This window comes from Stenotrophomonas sp. X (assembly GCF_055721025.1).
The window spans coordinates 763,837-780,682 of the sequence record NZ_CM146756.1; the positions used below are offsets into that span (position 1 = coordinate 763,837).

Genomic DNA, 16,846 nt, shown 5'->3' on the forward strand with positions numbered 1-16,846 from the left:
CTTTGCGGAGTCGAGCCATGTTGGACTTCAGGTTGACCAGGTCTTTGTAGAGTCGAGCCATGCTCGACTCCGCGCGCAGCGCGTGCGTTTCCAGGCGACGGTGCCAGGAGCAGTCGAGCATGGCTCGACTCTACAAAAGCGCCGCGCCATCTTTTGATTGATGACACCTATTGAATTTTCGAATTCGATCATCAATCACGTCAATCAAATTGAGAATGGTTGTTGATTGTAAACTGAGAATCATTATCATTTGACTCGTCCCTCGCACGAGTCCAGATGCTCATGAATGCTCAACCTGTACTGCTGCGCCCCGAAACGCTGACCCTCCGCGATCGCCCGGTCCGTGTCGTTCCGCCGGAAGAGGTGATCGACAGCGAAGCCCTGCTCAAGGGCCGTCGTGAAATCCTGATCCAGCACGGCGACCGCTTCTACCGCCTGCGGCACACCAGCAACGACAAGCTGATCCTGACCAAGTAACCGCGGCCTGGTCGCCCGCCTCCCTCCCTCCTGCCGGCAGCGCCGGCAGGGTGGGCGACCCGTCCGCGCCCGCTCTCTCCCCCTCGGTCTATCGCGTGCACCTCCCGGGTGCGCCGGTAACCGGGGGTTCCCCTGCCTGACCGAACGAACCCGATGACCCGCCCTACCGCCCTTTGCCTCGCCGTCTGGATGGCCCTCCCGCTGTCCGCCCATGCTGCCGCCGCGGCCACCGCCGCGCCCGATGCGCGCGACTTCGACCGCGTGCAGGTCACCGCCACCCGCACCGAGCGGGCAGTGAGTGACGTGGCGGCCACCGTCGATGTCATCGACCGCGAGCAGATGGACCGGCACCTGGTGCAGGACATCAAGGATCTGCTGCGCTACGAGCCGGGCCTGTCGGTCAGCCGCAGCGCCGCGCGCTTCGGCCTTGGCAGCATCCGTATCCGTGGCCTGGACGGCAACCGCGTGCGCGTGCAGACCGATGGCATCGCCATGCCCACCAGCTTCAACATCGGCTCGTTCTCCAACGCCAACCGCAACTTCACCGATCTGGACACGCTCAAGCGCGTGGAGATCGTGCGCGGTCCGGCCAGCTCGCTGTACGGTTCCGACGCGCTCGGGGGGGTGGTGGCCTTCGTCACCAAGGATCCGGCCGACTACCTGAAGGATGGCAAGGACAGCTACGTCGGCCTGAAGTTCGGCTACGACGGTGAGTGGAAGGGCCTGCTCGGCGGCGTGACCGGCGCGTTCGGCGGCGAACACTGGAGCGGCATGGTCAACATCAACCATCGCCAGGGCCAGGAAACCGGCAACAAGGGCGATGTGCGCAGCCTCGACAACACCCGTACCGCGCCCAACCCGCAGGACCGCGACGGTCGCAGTGGCCTGGCCAAGCTGGTGTATGCACCGAGCGAGGACCAGCGTTTCCGCCTGACCGTGGAAGGCAACGAAGACAACACCGATACCAACGTGCTGTCCTCGATCGACCGCACCACCACCACCGGCATGAAGGCGCGCGACACGCAGAACCGTACCCGCGTGTCGTTCGCCCATGAAATGGATGCGCTGGACAAGGGCTTCGCCGACAGCCTGCATTGGCAGCTGTATACCCAGCACAGCGAGACCAACCAGATCACCGACGAAGACCGCGCCAACCGCAGCCGCCGCCACCGCGAGTTCAATTTCGACCAGCGCGTGTACGGCCTGCAGGCACAATTCAACAAGGCGTTCAGCACCGGCAGTGTCGAACATGCGCTCACCTACGGCTTCGAAGGCGCGCGTACCGAGATCCGCCAGAAGCGCGATGGCTATCAGGTTCTGGCCAATGGCCAGACCAGCACCACCATCCTGCCCGACGCCTTCCCGGTACGCGATTTCCCGATCAGCAAGACCACCGAGCTGGGCCTGTATGCGCAGGATGAAATGCGCATGTCCGGCGGCAAGCTGTCGCTGGTGCCGGGCGTGCGCGTGGATCGCTACGAGCTGAAGCCGGAAGTGGACAGCATCTTCGCCGACGACAATCCCGGCGTTGCGGTGGCCAGGCTGACCAAGACCAGCGTCTCGCCGAAGCTGGGCATGGTCTATCGCTTCACCGACGAATGGTCGCTGTTCGCCGGCTACTCGCATGGTTTCCGTTCGCCGCCGTACAACGACGTCAACCTGGGCTTCACCAACTTCGCCTTCGGTTACACCGCCATCCCCAATCCGGACCTGAAGCCGGAAACCAGCGACGGCCTGGAGCTGGGCCTGCGCTTCCTGTCACCGGCCGCCTACGTCAGTGTCAGCGGCTACTACAACGAGTACAAGGACTTCATCGAGTCGCAGTCGCTGGTCGGTACCAACGCGCAGGGCCTGATGGTGTTCCAGTCGCGCAACATCGCCGATGCGCGCATCTACGGTGCTGAACTGAAGGCTGGCGTTGACTTCGGCCAGATCAACCCGACGCTCCAGGGTTGGGCGCTGCGCAGCTCGGTGGCCTGGTCGCGCGGTGACAACAAGACCGAGGACACTCCGCTGGATTCGGTCGACCCGCTGCGCGGCACCGTCGGCCTGATGTACGACACCGACGCCTGGGGCGTCGAACTGGCCGGTACCCTCGTCAAGCGCAAGGACCGCGTCACTGCAGCGGCGGTGTACCGCCCGGCCGGCTACGGCGTGGCCGACCTGATGGCGCACTGGAACTTCGCCCCGGGCGCGACATTCAACGTCGGCGTGTTCAACCTGGGCGACAAGCGCTACATCGATTGGTCCAACGTGGGTTCGACGCTGTCGCCGACCAGCCGCGTGCTGGATCGCTACACCAGCCCGGGCCGCACCCTTTCCGCCAGCCTCGCCGTTTCCTGGTGACCTCATGAGCCGAGCCTTGTCCGCACGCAGGAATGACGCCATCGCCGTGCAGGGCAGCGCGGCCTGGCCGACCCCGGCACAGCTGGCCACGCTCGGCACTGTGTTGTGCCTGTACCACGCCGACGGCAACGAGCTGGGTGGCTGGCGCCAGGCGGTGCGCGTGCACGCCTGCCAGGGCGTGGACAGCGAGGGCATACGCGAAAGCCTGTGTTTCCTTGATGCCCGCGGCCGCTGCGTGTGGCGCCTGTACCTGATGCCCGACAGCGATTTCCTGGCCTGGGACCGGCTGGTCGCGGCGCTGCCGCCGGGCCCGCAGCACGACCGCGATGGCAGTGTCGGCGAACGCCTGTGGCGTCGCCTGGCCGGGCACCTCGGTGGCCAGCGCTGGCGCCTGTGCACGCTGCGCCTGCATGCCGCGGACGAGGGCCGCACCCTGGCGGCCAGCCTGTCGACCCTGTCCTCGCTGGGCGCGGCCACCGCGCGTCGCATCGCACGGTTGGAAGGTGCCGAAGGCGAGCTGGCGATCGACGATTGCTGCTGCGCCGACGCCGCGCGCCGGCCGGCACCGCGTATCCCCGGCGACCTGCCGCTGATCCGCCTGTGACCCTCTCCTGATGGAACGCCCGTTGGCCCTGGACGGCCTCTCAACGAACCTGCAACCCCGAAGGAAGACCCGATGAAGTTCCAGACAGCCAGCGTCATGCTGCTGCTCGCTGCCAGCGGCGTGGCCAGCGCGCAGCCCTCCGACATCGCCCGCGACCACGACAGCATCCTGGCCATGCAGGGCGAGTACACCGTCGACTTCGCGTTCGACGAGACCGTGCTGCTCAAGCCCGGCTACGAGCGTGCGCCGGCGATGCGCAGCGGCGGCAGCGAAGTGGTCATCGTGGTCGAGGACACCCCGCAGCGCATCGTGCTGCAGCACCTGTTGCTCGATGAGAAGAGCGGCCACATCACCAAGCACTGGCGCCAGGACTGGGTCTACGAAGCGCCCAGCCGTTTCGAGTTCAGCGCCGGCCAGACCTGGCAGGTACGCCGCATTCCCGCAGCGGTGAACCAGGGCGCCTGGACCCAGTGCGTGTATGAAGTGAGCGATGCACCGCGCTACTGTGGCACCGGCAAATGGACGTACACCAACAACGTGCCGAGCTGGACCAGCGACCTGAGCTGGCGCCCGTTGCCGCGTCGCGAGTACACCAAGCGCAGCGACTACAACGCGCTGGCCGTGGTCAACCGCCACACGCTCACGCCCAATGGCTGGACCCACGAGCAGTTCAACACCAAGGTGCAGCGCAACGCCGACGGCAGCCAGGTGGAGATCGCCCGCGAGTTCGGCTTCAACGACTACGTCAAGACAACCGAGGTCGACTTCACCCCGGCGCGCAGCTACTGGAAGGCTACTGCCGGCTACTGGGCCAAGGTGCGCCAGCGCTGGGACGGCTTCCTCGGCCAGGCCCCGGGCGTGCACCTGAAGACCAAGCTCGATGGCATGGCGATGATCATTCCGCTGTTCACCCAGGCCGAAGCGATCCAGTCCGGCAAGCAGGTGAAGGACGCGCAGATCGACGAGGTCTTCGCCAAGTACGTGGAAAAGGCGCCGAAGGAAGGCTGATCGCCGCGATGGAGATGGGTGCCGGGCGTACCCGGCACCGCATCCACCGGCTGCCGGTGGGGCCGGGCTTGCTCGGCACGCCATCCGGAGGCGCAACCGCCTCAGGCCTCGCGCAACGCCAGTGCCGGCGGCGTATGCAGGATCGCCCGCGTACCCCACCAACCCGCCAACAGGCTCAAACCGATGCCGACTACGCCGCCGATCAGCAGCCCTGGCCACGGCGGCAGCAATGGCAGCTCGAACACCTTCTGCGAGACCGCCACGCCGATCGCAGCGGCCGCGCCCACTGCCAGCATCGCCGCCAGCGTGCCCAGCGCGCCGAACTCCACCAGTACCGCACCGCGCAACTGGCGCCGGGTCGCACCCAGGGTGCGTAGTACCGCGCTGTCGTAGCGGCGCTCGCCGGCGGTGGCCTGCAGTGCGGCCAGCAGCACCAGCACGCCGGCCAGCAGGCTGAACACCATCACCAGCTGCACCGCCTGCGCCACGCGCTCCATCACATCGCGCACCTGCGAAATCACCGCATCCACGTCCAGCAGCGACAGGTTCGGCTGCGCGCGTACCAGTTCGCCCAGGCCCGCCGCCTTGCCGGCCGGCAGATGGAAGGCCGACAGCAGGTTGTGCGGGGTGTCGCCCACCGCATTCGGGTTCAGCAACACGAAGAAGTTCGGCCGGAAGGTGTTCCAGTCGGCCTTGCGCACGCTGGTGACAGTGAACTCGCGTTCCTGCTCGCCCACTGCAATGGTGATGCGATCGCCCGGGTACACGCCGTAACGCTTGGCCCAGCCGATTTCCACCGAAGCTTCCGGCGCGGTGCTGTCGGCTTTCCAGAACGTGCCATTGACCAGCGTATTGGCCGGCGGGAAGGTGCTGCGCCAGCTGAAGTTCAGTGGCCGGTTCTCGTCATCGTCATCGCGCTGGCCGCCCTGGGCCGGTTGCCCGTCCTGTCCTGGCTCGCGGTCTATGCGCAGCGGCGGCTTGCCGTTGATCGCGATCAGGCGGCCGGTCGCCATCGGTTCGATGCTGGCGTCGCCGGCGCCCAGTCCACGCAATGCGGCCAGCACACTGTCGCGCTGTTCGGGCTGGATGTTGATCAGGAAGTAGTTGGGCGTATCCGCAGGCAGTCGCTCGCGCCATTGCTGCAGCAGGCCGGGGCCGGTCACTGCCAGCAGCAACAGCGCGCACAGCGACAGCGACAGCCCGACCAGCTGCATCACCGCGAGCAGCCGGCGCCGGGTCAGCGCGGCCAGGCCGAGCCGCCAGTGGCCGTGCAGGCGGTGCTGCAGGCCGCGCAGCAGCTGCAGCAGCACGAAGCCGACCACGCCGGCGGCCAGTGCCAGCGTGGCCAGGCCGCCGAGCACCCACAGCGCCAGCTTCAGGTCGCCGGTGACTTGTACCGCCAGCAGCAGGCTGGCCGCCAGCGCTGCCACATAGGCCAGCAACGACGCCGGCGGCAGGGCGGCGAAGGAACGGTTGAGCACGCGCATCGGCGGTACCCCGCGCAGGCGCAGCAGTGGCGGCAGGCCGAAGCCGAACAGCAGCAGCAGGCCGATGCCGGCGCCGGTCAGCGCAGGCATCGCCTCGGGCAACGGCAGGCGCTGCGGCACCAGGCTGCCCAGTACCTGCACCAGGCCTTCCTGCGCGGCCATGCCCAGGCCGATGCCGAGCGCACAGGCCGGCACCGCCAGCATCAGCAGTTGCAGTGCCAGGCCCAGCAGGATGTCGCGTTGGCGCGCACCCAGGCAGCGCAGGATCGCCACCTGGTCGATGCGGCGCAGGGCGAAGCGGTTGGCCGCCAGCGCCGTGGCCACGCCGGCCAGCAGTACCGCCAGCAGCGCGCTCAGGCCGAGGAAGCGCCCGGCCAGGTCGAAGGCCTGGCGCACGCCGCGCTGGGTGTCATCCACGCTCAGCAGGCGCAGGCCTTTCACCTGCGGCAGCAACCACTGGCGCAGCGCGGCAACCTGATCGGCTGGTCCGGCGAACATCAGCCGGTAGTTGATGCGGCTGCCCGGGCCGAGCAGTCCCGTACCGTCCACGTCGGCGCGGTTGACCAGCAGGGGGGGGGAGAGCGTCAGCAGGTCGCCACCGGTGTCGGGCTCGGCCTCGATGATGCCGGCGATGCGCAGCGTGCCGGCGCCGAACTCGAGATCATCGCCGGCCTTCAGCCCCAGCCCCTGCAGCAGGCGTGGGTCGGCATAGGCCTGGCCCTTGGGTGGCATGCCGGCATCGGTGATCAACGTACCGCCGGGCGTGGCCCGTACCCGCAGCGTGCCGCGCAGTGGATAGCCCGCCTGAACCGCCTTGATGCTGGCCATCTGGCTGGCATCGCCGTTGAACAGCACGCTGCCGAAGCTGGCGATGCGGGTGTAGGCCAGTCCACGCCGTTGTGCCTCGTCGGCGAATGCCTGCGGCGGGTCATCACGCCCGGCGATGCCGAGATCGCCACCGAGCATTTCCGCCGCGCTACCGGTCAGCGCCAGGTTGACCCGGTTCACCAGCGTGCCCACCGCGGTCATCACCGCCACGCCCAGCACCAGTGCGGCGAACACGGTCAGCAGGTCGCCGGCCAGCGCCTCGCGGCGCAGTGCGCGCCACGCGTGGCGCAGCACGTTCATGCCTGTGCCCCACGCTCGACCGGCAGCAGGCGGCCGTCATCGATGCGGTGAATGTACTGGCAACGCTGCGCCAGGCGCAGGTCGTGGGTGACCAGTACCAGGGTGGTGCCGCTGCCGGCGTTGAGTTCGAACAGCAGGTCGCTGACGTGCTGGCCGGTGGCATGGTCCAGCGATCCCGTCGGTTCGTCGGCGAACAGGATGCGCGGGCGGGTGACGAAGGCTCGCGCCAGTGCCACGCGCTGCTGCTCGCCACCGGACAGCTGGCGCGGGTAGTGGCGGGCACGATGGGAGAGGCCGACCTGGGCCAGCACTTCATCGACCCGCGCGCGATCCTCGCGCCCGGCCAGCTCCAGTGGCAACGCGACGTTCTCGGCGGCGGTCAGCGCCGGCAGCAGATGGAAGCTCTGGAACACGAAGCCAACCTCGCGCGCGCGCAGCTGGGCCCGCGCTTCTTCATCGAGGCCGCCCAGGTCCTGGCCCGACAGCGCAATGCGGCCGCGGCTGGGCAGGTCCAGCCCGGCCAGCAGGCCGAGCAGGGTGGTCTTGCCCGAACCGGAGGCGCCGACGATGGCCGCGCTGGTGCCTTCATGGACGGTCAGGGTGATGTTGTCCAGTATGTGGACTTCACCCTCCGGGCCCTGCACGGATTTGCCGACCTGGTCGACGGCGATGGCGACGGGCGCGCTGCGGGGGGACAGGCTGTCGATGAGGAGACTCCAATGTGCAAGACGGGATGGAGCCGGCGAGCCGGCGCGATGATGGTGCTGCTGCTAGGGTTCCTGCTGTTGCCGGGGCTGGCCTGTGCCAAAGGTCCGGCCGGCACCGTGCTGGTGCTCGGCGACAGCCTCAGTGCCGCCCACAATATCCCTGCCGACGCCGGCTGGGTCAGCTTGCTGCAACAGCGGGTCAGGCAGCAGTCGAAAACCCCGGCGCGCATCGTCAACGCCAGCATGAGCGGGGAAACCACCGCCGGCGCGCTGACCCGCCTGCCGGGCCTGCTGGCCAGGGAGAAGCCGACCGTGGTGGTGATCGCGCTGGGCGGCAATGACGCGCTGCGCGGGCTGACCCCGGCGCAGGTACAGGGCAACCTGGGAAAAATGGTGCAGGCCAGCCAGAAGGCCGGCGCCAAGGTGCTGCTGCTGGGCATCGACGTGCCCCCCAACTACGGACCGGCCTACCGCCAGCGCCTGGCCGCGGCCTACAAGGCGCTGGCCACGCAGTACAAGGTGCCGCTGCTGCCGTTCCTGCTGGAGGGCGTGGCCCTGCAGCCGGGCATGATGCAGGCCGACGGCCTGCACCCCACGGCGCAGGCGCAGCCGAAGGTGCTGGACAACGTCTGGCCGCTGCTCAGGCCGCTGCTCTGAACCGTTTGTGTACCTCTTGACGGAACTTCACATCGCGTCCACCGTCGATCCGGCATGTTTCACAAAGCTGAAGTTAGAGGGAATCACATGCGTCAGACGAAGGAGACCTCCGGCTTGGTGCTGGTGGTCGAAGACAACCGCAACATCTCCGAGATGATCGGGGAATACCTGGAAGGTCGCGGCTTCGAAGTCGACTATGCACAGGACGGCCTGGATGGCTACCGCCTCGCGGCGGAGAACAGCTATGACGTCGTGGTGCTCGATCTCATGTTGCCGCGCCTGGATGGCATCGAAGTGTGCCGTCGCCTGCGCAACGATGCGCGCAAGTCCACGCCGGTGCTGATGCTCACGGCACGCGACACGCTGGACGACAAGCTCACCGGCCTCGGGTTCGGCGCCGATGACTACCTGACCAAGCCGTTCGCGATCCAGGAGCTGGAAGCCCGCCTGCGCGCGCTGATCCGTCGCGAACGCCGCCAGGTCGGTTCGGAGGTGCTGAAGGTCGCCGACCTGGTCCTTGATCCGGTCAGCATGCGGGCTACCCGTGCCGGCACCGAGCTGCAGCTGTCGCCGATCGGCCTGCGCCTGCTGACCATCCTGATGCGCGAATCGCCGCGCGTGGTCACCCGCCAGGAGATCGAACGCGAGATCTGGGGCAATGGCCTGCCGGATTCGGACACCCTGCGCAGCCATCTGTACAACCTGCGCAAGATCATCGACAAGCCGTTCGACCGTCCGCTGCTGCACACCGTGCAGAGCGCCGGCTACCGCATTGCCGATATTGCCCAGCCGATGGCCTGATCGGGGCCAGGCCTGTGCAGCATCAGGCCCGGCCGGGCAACGACCCCGCACCGGGCACGGATGACCGGCCGGCGTTGCCGCCGGTCATCCTCCGTGCACGACGACGGCGCAGCGCGCTGCCTATAATCGCAGCGCTCTGACCGGGACCCCGCAATGCCGCACGGCCTGCCGCGCAAGATCCGTATCGCCTTCATCCTGCAGGCAGTCCTGGCCAGCCTGGGCATCCTGCTCGGTGCCTGGCTGGTCTCGCTGGTGATCAAGCACAGCCTGGTCGGCGCCGCCCTGCGCGAGGAAGCGGCCTATTACTGGACGCTGCACGAGGCGTCGCCGGTGCAGCCGCCGCCCAACACCCACAACATCCGCGGCTACCTGCTGGAAAGCGGGCAGTCGGCACTGTCATTGCCGGCCAACCTGCGCACCCTGGAGCCTGGCTTCCACGAGCTGCCCCAGGACGACCAGCTGGTGCTGGTCGACGTGCGCCCCGCCGGTCGCCTGTACCTGGTGTTCCTGCGCTCGCGCGCGGAGATGCTGGCGTTCTGGTTCGGCATCGTGCCGGTGCTGCTGACCCTGTTGGCGGTGTATGGCGCCAGCTGGGTCACCTACCGTGCCTCCAAGCGACTGGTGTCGCCGGTGAACTGGCTGGCGCGGCGCGTCTCGCGCTGGGACCCGGGCCACCCCGAAGCGGCCGATCTGGAGCCGAACAAGCTGCCAGCGGACATGCAGGGCGAGACCCGCCAGCTGGCGGCCGCACTGCATTCACTGGCCAACCGGGTCAGCGCGCACGTGGCGCGCGAGCGCAACTTCACCCGTGATGCCAGCCATGAGCTGCGCACGCCGTTGACCGTCATCCGCGTGGCCAGCGACATGGCCCTGGGCGATGAAACCCTGCAGCCGCGCCTGCGCCGCAGCCTGCAGCGCATCCAGCGTGCAGGCCGTGACATGGAAGCGGTGATCGACGCGTTCCTGATCCTGGCCCGCGAGGCCGATGTCGAACCGCAGATCGAGCTGTTCGACGTCAACGACATCGTCCGCTACGAGGTGGACAACGCCAACGAGCTGCTGGGCAACCGGCCCGTATCGGTGCACCTGCACGGCGAAGGCCCGGTACAGCTGCACGCACCGCCGCGGGTGCTGCAGGTGGTGGTCAGCAACCTGGTGCGCAATGCCTGCAGCTACACCGACGAAGGGCGTATCGACGTGCACGTGCTCAATGACCGGGTGGTGGTGCGCGATACCGGCATCGGCATGTCCGCCGAGGCGCTGTCGCGCGCGTTTGAACCGTTCTACCGCGCCGAGCCGAGCCGTCCGCAGGGCACCGGCCTGGGCCTGTCGATCGTGCGCCGGCTGTGCGACCGCTTCGGCTGGAAGGTCAGCCTGGCCAGCGAGCCGGGCAAGGGCACCGAGGCCACGGTGGTGTTCCGCTGATCCTCCGACCCCATTGCCCGTGATTCAGTAGATCCACGCCATGCGTGGATGGGGTTGCAGTAGCGCCGGGCCATGCCCGGCGTCCGCAGTCCCTCAGTTGCAGTTGACCTTCGGCGCCAGCGCCCTGGTCCAGATCGCATAGCCGGCCGGGGTCATGTGCAGCATGTCCTCGCGGAACAGCGTCGCGTCCGGCTGGCCATCGGCGCCGAGCATCGGCGTGTAGATGTCGGTGAAGCCGGTATTGGGCAGTCTCGCCAGTGCAGCCTTGATCAGCGTGTTGGCTTCGTTGATCGCCGGCAGCAGGTGCGCGCGCGACGGGCTCGGCTTGATCGACAGGTACTCCACCCTGGTCTTCGGCAGGTCGCGATGCACGCGCTGCACGAAGGCAACCACGTCGTCGCGCACCTGCACGGGGCTGCGACCGCTGTTGAGGTCGTTGTCGCCCGCGTAGAAGAACACCTTGCAGGGCGCATACGGCACCACGATGCGGTCGGCGTACCAGGTGCTGTCGCGCACTTCCGAGCCGCCGAAGCCGCGGTTGAACACCGGCTGGCCAGGGAAGTCGGTGGCCAGGCTTTCCCAGAAGCGGATCGAGGAGCTGCCGATGAACTCGATGCCACCGCGCGGCGGCGGGTTGGACTGGTCGGCGCCGGCGAAGCGGGCCATGTCGCCGGCCCAGGCCACGTTGGAAACCTGTTCGGGCACCCGCGGCGACTCGGCCGGGCTCAGCGCCTGGGCCAGCGGTGCGGCAGTCAGCAGGCCCAGCATCAGCAGGCAGGTACGGCGACGGGACATCAGGCGCTCCAGCAGGCAAGGGGGCATCCATCATAGGAGCATGCCCGGGCCGTTGCTTGCCCCTGGCAGGCCGTTCAGCGGGCCGGCACGGGCTGCGGTTGGCGGCCTTGTGGCAAAATGGCCGCCATCTGCCTATTCCTGTGCACCCATGATTCCCTGCCGTGCGTCTGAGCGGTCGCTGCGCCGCGCCCCCGTTGCTGGATATTCCATCCGTGGCTGATCAGTTCGGCCATCTGCCGCGCGGCCCGCGCCGCATCTTCCAGGCCGCCCGCTGGTCCTGGCAGGGCCTGCGCGCTGCCTGGCTGCACGAGTCCTCGTTCCGGCTTGAGGTCTACCTGCTGATCCTGCTGACGCCGATCGCGATCTGGCTGGGCCAGACGCCGGTCGAACGCGCGCTGCTGATCGGCTCGATGCTGCTGGTGCTGGCGATGGAACTGGCCAACTCGGCCATCGAAGCGGTGATCGAACGTTACGGTAGCGAGATCCATGAGCTGGCCGGCCGCGCCAAGGACATGGGCTCGGCGGCGGTGTTCGTGCTGATGATGAACGTGCTTCTGTGCTGGGCGCTGGTCGTGGTCCCGCATGCAATGGCCGGCAAATACGGCTGATCCCCCATTCCCCCTTGTTGAAGACTTCCCATGTCCCTTGAGTTTCTTGCCGATCCGAATGTCTGGTTGACCCTGTTCACGCTGAGCGCGCTGGAAATCGTGCTCGGCATCGACAACCTGGTGTTCATCTCCATCGCCGTCAGCAAGCTGCCAGAGCACCGCCGCCCGTTCGCGCGTCGGCTCGGCATCGCGGTGGCCTGTATCACCCGTATCGGCCTGCTGGTATCGCTGGCGTACCTGGCGCACATGCAGGCGAACCTGTTCACCGTGGCCGGCATGGGCATTTCCATCCGCGATCTGGTGCTGATCGTTGGTGGCCTGTTCCTGATCATCAAGGGTTGGATGGAGATCAAGGAAATGATCACCGGTGGCGAGGATGAAGATCCGAGCACGACCAAGACCTCGGCCGTGTTCGGCTACGTGATCGCGCAGATCGCGGTCATCGACATCGTGTTCTCGCTGGACTCGGTGATCACCGCGGTCGGCATCGCTGACCACGTGCCGGTTATGGTCGCCGCGATCCTGCTGTCGGTGGCGGTGATGCTGCTGGCCGCCAACCCGCTGGGCCGCTTCATCGACGCCAACCCGACCGTGAAGATGCTGGCGCTGGCCTTCATCCTGCTGATCGGTGCGGTGCTGATCCTGGATGGCCTGGACGTGCACATTCCCAAGCCCTACATCTACGCCGCGATGGGCTTCTCGGTGCTGGTGGAGTGGCTGAACCTGCTGATGCGCCGCCGCGCCCGCGAACACCACGTGCCGGGCGCCGGCGACTGGTAAGCGCATGACCCCGAACCCCCGGCCAACGCCGGGGGTTCTTCGTTCTGCCTTGTAGAGCCGAGCCCGTGCTCGGCTGACCGGCAGGAAGCAGCCGAGCATGGGCTCGGCTCAACACCGGAACCGCGGTTTTTGCACTTGTGGCTGCGTTCCGGCCTCCACTTGTGAACCAGGATCAACAGTGTTTTCCCGGGGCGAGGCTTAATCCGGCGCAGCAAAGCGCGCAGGCTACGCACTCCCGATTCCCGCCCCCCAGGACTCCCCCATGAATTCCAGAGCCGCCTTGCTGGCGCTTGCCGTTGGCGCCTTCGCCATCGGAACCACCGAGTTTGCCCCGATGGGCCTGTTGCCGGTCATCGCCGACGGCGTCGGCGTTGGCATCCCCACTGCGGGCATGCTGATCACCGCCTATGCCGTGGGCGTGATGCTGGGCGCGCCGGTGATGACCCTGCTGATGGGGCGTTTCGGCAAGCGCACCGCGCTGATGCTGCTGATGTCGATCTTCGTGGTCGGCAACCTGCTGTCCGCGCTGGCGCCGAACTACGGGCTGCTGCTGCTGTCGCGCCTGGTCACCAGCCTCAACCACGGTGCCTTCTTCGGCATCGGTGCGGTGGTCGCCGCCAGCCTGGTGCCAAAGGAAAAGCAGGCTGCTGCCGTGGCCACCATGTTCATGGGCCTGACCATTGCCAACATCGGTGGCGTGCCGCTGGCGACCTGGGTCGGCCAGCAGCTGGGCTGGCGCCTGTCCTTCGCCGGTACTGCGGCGTTGGGCCTGATCGCGATCACTGCGTTGGGTTTTGCGCTGCCGGCGTCCGCGCCGGGACCGCGCCCGGACGGGCGCCGCGAACTGAAGGCGATCCTGCAGCCGCAGGTGCTGCTGGCCATGGCCACCACCGTGCTTGGTGCGGGTGCGATGTTCACGCTGTACACCTACGTCGCACCGGTGCTGACCGAGTTGACCGGCGCTTCCAATGCCTTCATCGCGGTGTCGCTGGCCCTGATCGGCATCGGTTTCACCCTCGGCAACGGCATCGGTGGGCGCATGGCTGACTGGTCGCTCGATGGCGCCACCCGTATCCTGCTGGCTGCCCTGGCGGTGCTGATGTTCGTGCTGCCGCTGGCCTTCATGAGCCACGCCACCGCGGCGCTGGGTGTACTGCTGTTCGGTGCGGCGACTTTCGCCCTCGTGCCGCCGCTGCAGATCCGGGTGATGCAGGTGGCCAGCGAGGCGCCGGGCCTGGCGTCGTCGATCAACGTGGGTGCATTCAACCTGGGCAATGCGGTAGGTGCCGCGCTGGGTGGTGCGGTGATCAGCTCGGGCCTGGGCTACGCCGCCATTCCGGTGGCCGGTGGCCTGCTGGCCGCGTCGGGCCTGCTGCTGGCATGGTTGGGGCGTAGCCGCACTGCGGTGGCTGAGGCCTGCTGAGTGATATGGGGTTCCGGCAGGGCTTGCAGCCCTGCACCCGCTAAAGGCGAAGGCAACCGCCGAAGCAACAGCAACCGCAACAGCCGGCGCTGGTTTTCTGAGGGTTGGGCGGGGCGGTGTGGGTTGGCAGGACACGCCGTGAACCCATCCATGGGGGCTCGATGGCGCCATCCATGGCGCCAACCGTCCTGCCAACCCGCACCGCCCCACCTCCGACAGATTGCCGCGATCGGTCGGAACGGCGTTCTGCTTTGGTAGGTGTCGACCTTGGTAGACACGAATGCCTGAAGAACCGGCTTTTGCTTTTGATTTTTCTTTTGATCTTCCCGCGGTGCGCAGGAAATTGTCCGTGGCCGGGAGGGTGGGTCGGCTGGGGGCGTGAGCCGCATGGATGCGGCGACCGAGCTTACATGGACGTACTTGCAGCGGCCCCCAGCCGACCCACCCTCCCGGCCCACCCCGAGCTGGCTGGACCACACCGCGGAGGGGGCGGCGCCCGATGGCCGGTCTTTCACCCGAACCATGGCATGCTCAGCGCCAAGCCCACCCGGAACCTCCGCCATGCGCCTGTTCACCCGTGTCCTGCCCCTGATGCTGCTGGCCTCCCTGCTGTCCGGCTGCGGCTACAACGCCATCCAGCAGAAGGATGAGGCGGTCAAGGCCAGCTGGTCGGAAGTGCTCAACCAGTACAAGCGCCGCGCCGACCTGGTGCCCAACCTGGTGCAGACCGTGAAGGGCTTCGCCAGCCAGGAAGAGCGCGTGCTGACCGAAGTCACCAACGCCCGTTCGCGCGTCGGCCAGATCAACGTCAACGCCGATGACGAAGCCTCGCTCAAGCAGTTCCAGCAGGCCCAGGGTGAACTCGGCAGCGCGCTGTCGCGGCTGCTGGTGGTGACCGAGAACTATCCGGTGCTGAAGTCCGACCAGAACTTCCGCGACCTGCAGGCCCAGCTGGAAGGCACCGAGAACCGCATCACCGTTGCCCGCGGCCGCTACATCCAGCAGGTGCAGGACTACAACACCTACATCCGCTCGTTCCCGCAGGTGATCACCGCCAAGATCTTCGGCTACAAGACCAAGCCGAACTTCACCGTGGACAACGAAGCGCAGATCTCCAACGCGCCGGCGGTGGATTTCGGCAACGCGCCGCAGCAGCAGCCGGCACCGCAGCCGGGCCACTGACCCATGCGCCTGGCCACTGCGCTGCTGGCCCTGCTGCTATGGCTGCCGCTGGCATCGCACGCCCAGCAGCTGGCGCCGGTTCCGGCGCTGGACTCGCCGGTGGTCGACACCACCGGCACGCTGGAGGCTGCGCAGAAGCAGGCACTGGTGCAGCAGGCGCTGGACCTGCAACAGCGCAAGGGCAGCCAGCTGCAGGTGCTGGTGGTACCCACCACACAGCCGGAGGACATCGCGCAGTACACCACGCGGGTCTTCGACCAGTGGCAGATCGGCCGCAAGGGCGTGGATGACGGCGTGCTGCTGGTGGTGGCCAAGGACGACCGGCGCGTGCGGATCGAGCCGGGTTACGGTCTTGAAGGCGCGATTCCCGATGCCATCGCCAACCGGGTCATCCAGGAATACCTGGTGCCGCGTTTCCGCGCCGGCGACTACGCTGGTGGCATCACCGATGCAACTGCGGTGCTGGTCAAGCTGATCGATGGCGAAGCGTTGCCGGCCCCGGTCAGCGGTCATCGCGGGCGCGAGCCCGGCGGTGGCGGCGACACCTGGTTCCTGGCGCTGTTCATCGGCGTGTTCGCCGGCAGCATCCTGCGCGGCGTGTTCTCGCGCGTACCGCGACCGCTGCGCGGCCTGCTCGGCGGTGCCGGTGCGGCGCTGGCGGCGTTCCTGTTCACCTCCACCCTGATGGCCAGTGGCCTGGCCGGCGTGGTTGGCCTGATCCTGGCGATGCTGTCCGGCCACCCGGGGCGCTTTGCCGGCGGTGGTGGCTGGGGCGGCGGCAGCTGGGGCGGGGGAGGCGGCTTCGGCGGTGGTGGCGGCTGGGGCGGCGGCGGTGGCCGTTCCGGTGGCGGTGGCGCTTCGGGAGGCTGGTGATGATCCAACGTCTGTTCCGCCATGTATGTTCGCCGTCGGTACGTCGCGCGTTTCCGCCAGCCACGCTGCAGGCGATCACCGAGGCCATCGCGGCCGGTGAGCAGCGCCACGGCGGTCAGGTGATGTTCGCGGTGGAGGCCGATCTGCCGCTGGCCGCGTTGTGGCACAAGGTCACCCCGAGGCAGGCCGCCGAGCATGCCTTCGCACGCCTGCGCACCTGGGACACCGCTCACAACAACGGGGTGCTGATCTACCTGCTGCTGGCCGACCATGCCATCGAGATCGTCGCCGACCGCGGCCTGCATGGCCGGGTCAGCCCGGCGCAGTGGCAGCGGGTCTGCACCCATCTGCGCGAGGGCCTGCGTGGTTCCAATCCGGTGGAAGCGCTGCAGGATGCCATCGACGAGGTCTCCAGCCTGATCGAAGGGCACTTTCCGGCCTCGACCCGGTCGAACGATGACGCGTTGCCGAACTCGCCCCAGCTCCTTGGTTGAGCCGGGGCGGCACTGGCCCGAGAATAGGCGTTCAACCGCAAGGCACCTTCC

General features: G+C 67.7%; 16 protein-coding genes. 13 read left to right on the forward strand and 3 right to left on the reverse strand.

The window, feature by feature from the left end; translation table 11 throughout:
- Window positions 1–282: 282 nt before the first annotated feature.
- From hemP to ACZ75I_RS03380, 4 genes are all read left to right on the forward strand, one after another.
- Window positions 283–477, forward strand: a complete 195-nt coding sequence (gene hemP, locus ACZ75I_RS03365) for a hemin uptake protein HemP (RefSeq protein ID WP_005412278.1) — start codon at window positions 283–285, stop codon at window positions 475–477.
- Window positions 478–630: 153 nt separating this feature from the next.
- Window positions 631–2,823, forward strand: coding sequence for a TonB-dependent hemoglobin/transferrin/lactoferrin family receptor (locus ACZ75I_RS03370; protein WP_472958706.1), 2,193 nt, complete (start codon window positions 631–633; stop codon window positions 2,821–2,823).
- 4 nt (window positions 2,824–2,827) lie between these two features.
- On the forward strand, window positions 2,828–3,427 hold the full coding sequence (locus tag ACZ75I_RS03375) for a ChuX/HutX family heme-like substrate-binding protein (RefSeq protein ID WP_180866549.1): 600 nt from the start codon (window positions 2,828–2,830) through the stop codon (window positions 3,425–3,427).
- 72 nt (window positions 3,428–3,499) lie between these two features.
- Window positions 3,500–4,435 carry a DUF6607 family protein gene (locus ACZ75I_RS03380; RefSeq protein WP_346476207.1) on the forward strand — a complete coding sequence of 312 codons (936 nt, stop codon included), beginning with the start codon at window positions 3,500–3,502 and terminating at the stop codon, window positions 4,433–4,435.
- 101 nt (window positions 4,436–4,536) lie between these two features.
- Here the strand turns inward: ACZ75I_RS03380 and ACZ75I_RS03385 are convergent, their stop codons facing one another.
- Both ACZ75I_RS03385 and ACZ75I_RS03390 read right to left on the reverse strand, forming a co-directional pair.
- A complete protein-coding gene (locus ACZ75I_RS03385) occupies window positions 4,537–7,050 on the reverse strand; it encodes an ABC transporter permease (RefSeq protein ID WP_472958707.1) in 2,514 nt (837 codons plus the stop codon).
- Window positions 7,047–7,694 carry an ABC transporter ATP-binding protein gene (locus ACZ75I_RS03390; protein ID WP_088497863.1) on the reverse strand — a complete coding sequence of 216 codons (648 nt, stop codon included), beginning with the start codon at window positions 7,692–7,694 and terminating at the stop codon, window positions 7,047–7,049. The genes ACZ75I_RS03385 and ACZ75I_RS03390 overlap by 4 nt, the downstream gene beginning before the upstream one ends.
- Window positions 7,695–7,769: 75 nt before the next feature.
- Here ACZ75I_RS03390 and ACZ75I_RS03395 point away from each other — a divergent pair, with 75 nt between their 5' ends.
- The 3 genes from ACZ75I_RS03395 to ACZ75I_RS03405 all read left to right on the forward strand — a co-directional run bounded on the left by ACZ75I_RS03395 (window position 7,770) and on the right by ACZ75I_RS03405 (window position 10,640).
- A complete protein-coding gene (locus ACZ75I_RS03395; RefSeq protein ID WP_180866534.1) occupies window positions 7,770–8,414 on the forward strand; it encodes an arylesterase in 645 nt (214 codons plus the stop codon).
- Window positions 8,415–8,501: 87 nt separating this feature from the next.
- Window positions 8,502–9,215: a response regulator transcription factor gene (locus ACZ75I_RS03400; protein WP_002811889.1), complete on the forward strand. Its 714-nt coding sequence runs from the start codon at window positions 8,502–8,504 to the stop codon at window positions 9,213–9,215.
- 153 nt (window positions 9,216–9,368) lie between these two features.
- Window positions 9,369–10,640 (forward strand): sensor histidine kinase, encoded by a 1,272-nt coding sequence (locus ACZ75I_RS03405; RefSeq protein WP_154350247.1) that lies wholly within the window; start codon window positions 9,369–9,371, stop codon window positions 10,638–10,640.
- A 93-nt stretch (window positions 10,641–10,733) separates the two neighbouring features.
- Here the strand turns inward: ACZ75I_RS03405 and ACZ75I_RS03410 are convergent, their stop codons facing one another.
- Window positions 10,734–11,435, reverse strand: a complete 702-nt coding sequence (locus tag ACZ75I_RS03410; RefSeq protein WP_134969204.1) for an SGNH/GDSL hydrolase family protein — start codon at window positions 11,433–11,435, stop codon at window positions 10,734–10,736.
- A 212-nt stretch (window positions 11,436–11,647) separates the two neighbouring features.
- On the opposite strand from ACZ75I_RS03410, the gene ACZ75I_RS03415 reads away from it, so the two are divergent.
- From ACZ75I_RS03415 to ACZ75I_RS03440, 6 genes are all read left to right on the forward strand, one after another.
- Window positions 11,648–12,043, forward strand: coding sequence for a diacylglycerol kinase (locus tag ACZ75I_RS03415; RefSeq protein ID WP_061478360.1), 396 nt, complete (start codon window positions 11,648–11,650; stop codon window positions 12,041–12,043).
- Between the two features lie 30 nt (window positions 12,044–12,073).
- Window positions 12,074–12,823, forward strand: a complete 750-nt coding sequence (locus tag ACZ75I_RS03420; protein WP_072167878.1) for a TerC family protein — start codon at window positions 12,074–12,076, stop codon at window positions 12,821–12,823.
- 262 nt (window positions 12,824–13,085) lie between these two features.
- Complete coding sequence (locus ACZ75I_RS03425) at window positions 13,086–14,246, forward strand: MFS transporter (protein WP_472958708.1); 1,161 nt, start codon at window positions 13,086–13,088, stop codon at window positions 14,244–14,246.
- A 561-nt stretch (window positions 14,247–14,807) separates the two neighbouring features.
- Window positions 14,808–15,428, forward strand: coding sequence for a LemA family protein (locus ACZ75I_RS03430; RefSeq protein WP_005415338.1), 621 nt, complete (start codon window positions 14,808–14,810; stop codon window positions 15,426–15,428).
- A gap of 3 nt (window positions 15,429–15,431) precedes the next feature.
- A complete protein-coding gene (locus tag ACZ75I_RS03435) occupies window positions 15,432–16,301 on the forward strand; it encodes a TPM domain-containing protein (protein WP_472958709.1) in 870 nt (289 codons plus the stop codon).
- Window positions 16,301–16,795: a TPM domain-containing protein gene (locus tag ACZ75I_RS03440; RefSeq protein WP_005415340.1), complete on the forward strand. Its 495-nt coding sequence runs from the start codon at window positions 16,301–16,303 to the stop codon at window positions 16,793–16,795. The genes ACZ75I_RS03435 and ACZ75I_RS03440 overlap by 1 nt, the downstream gene beginning before the upstream one ends.
- The last annotated feature ends 51 nt before the right edge of the window (window positions 16,796–16,846 follow it).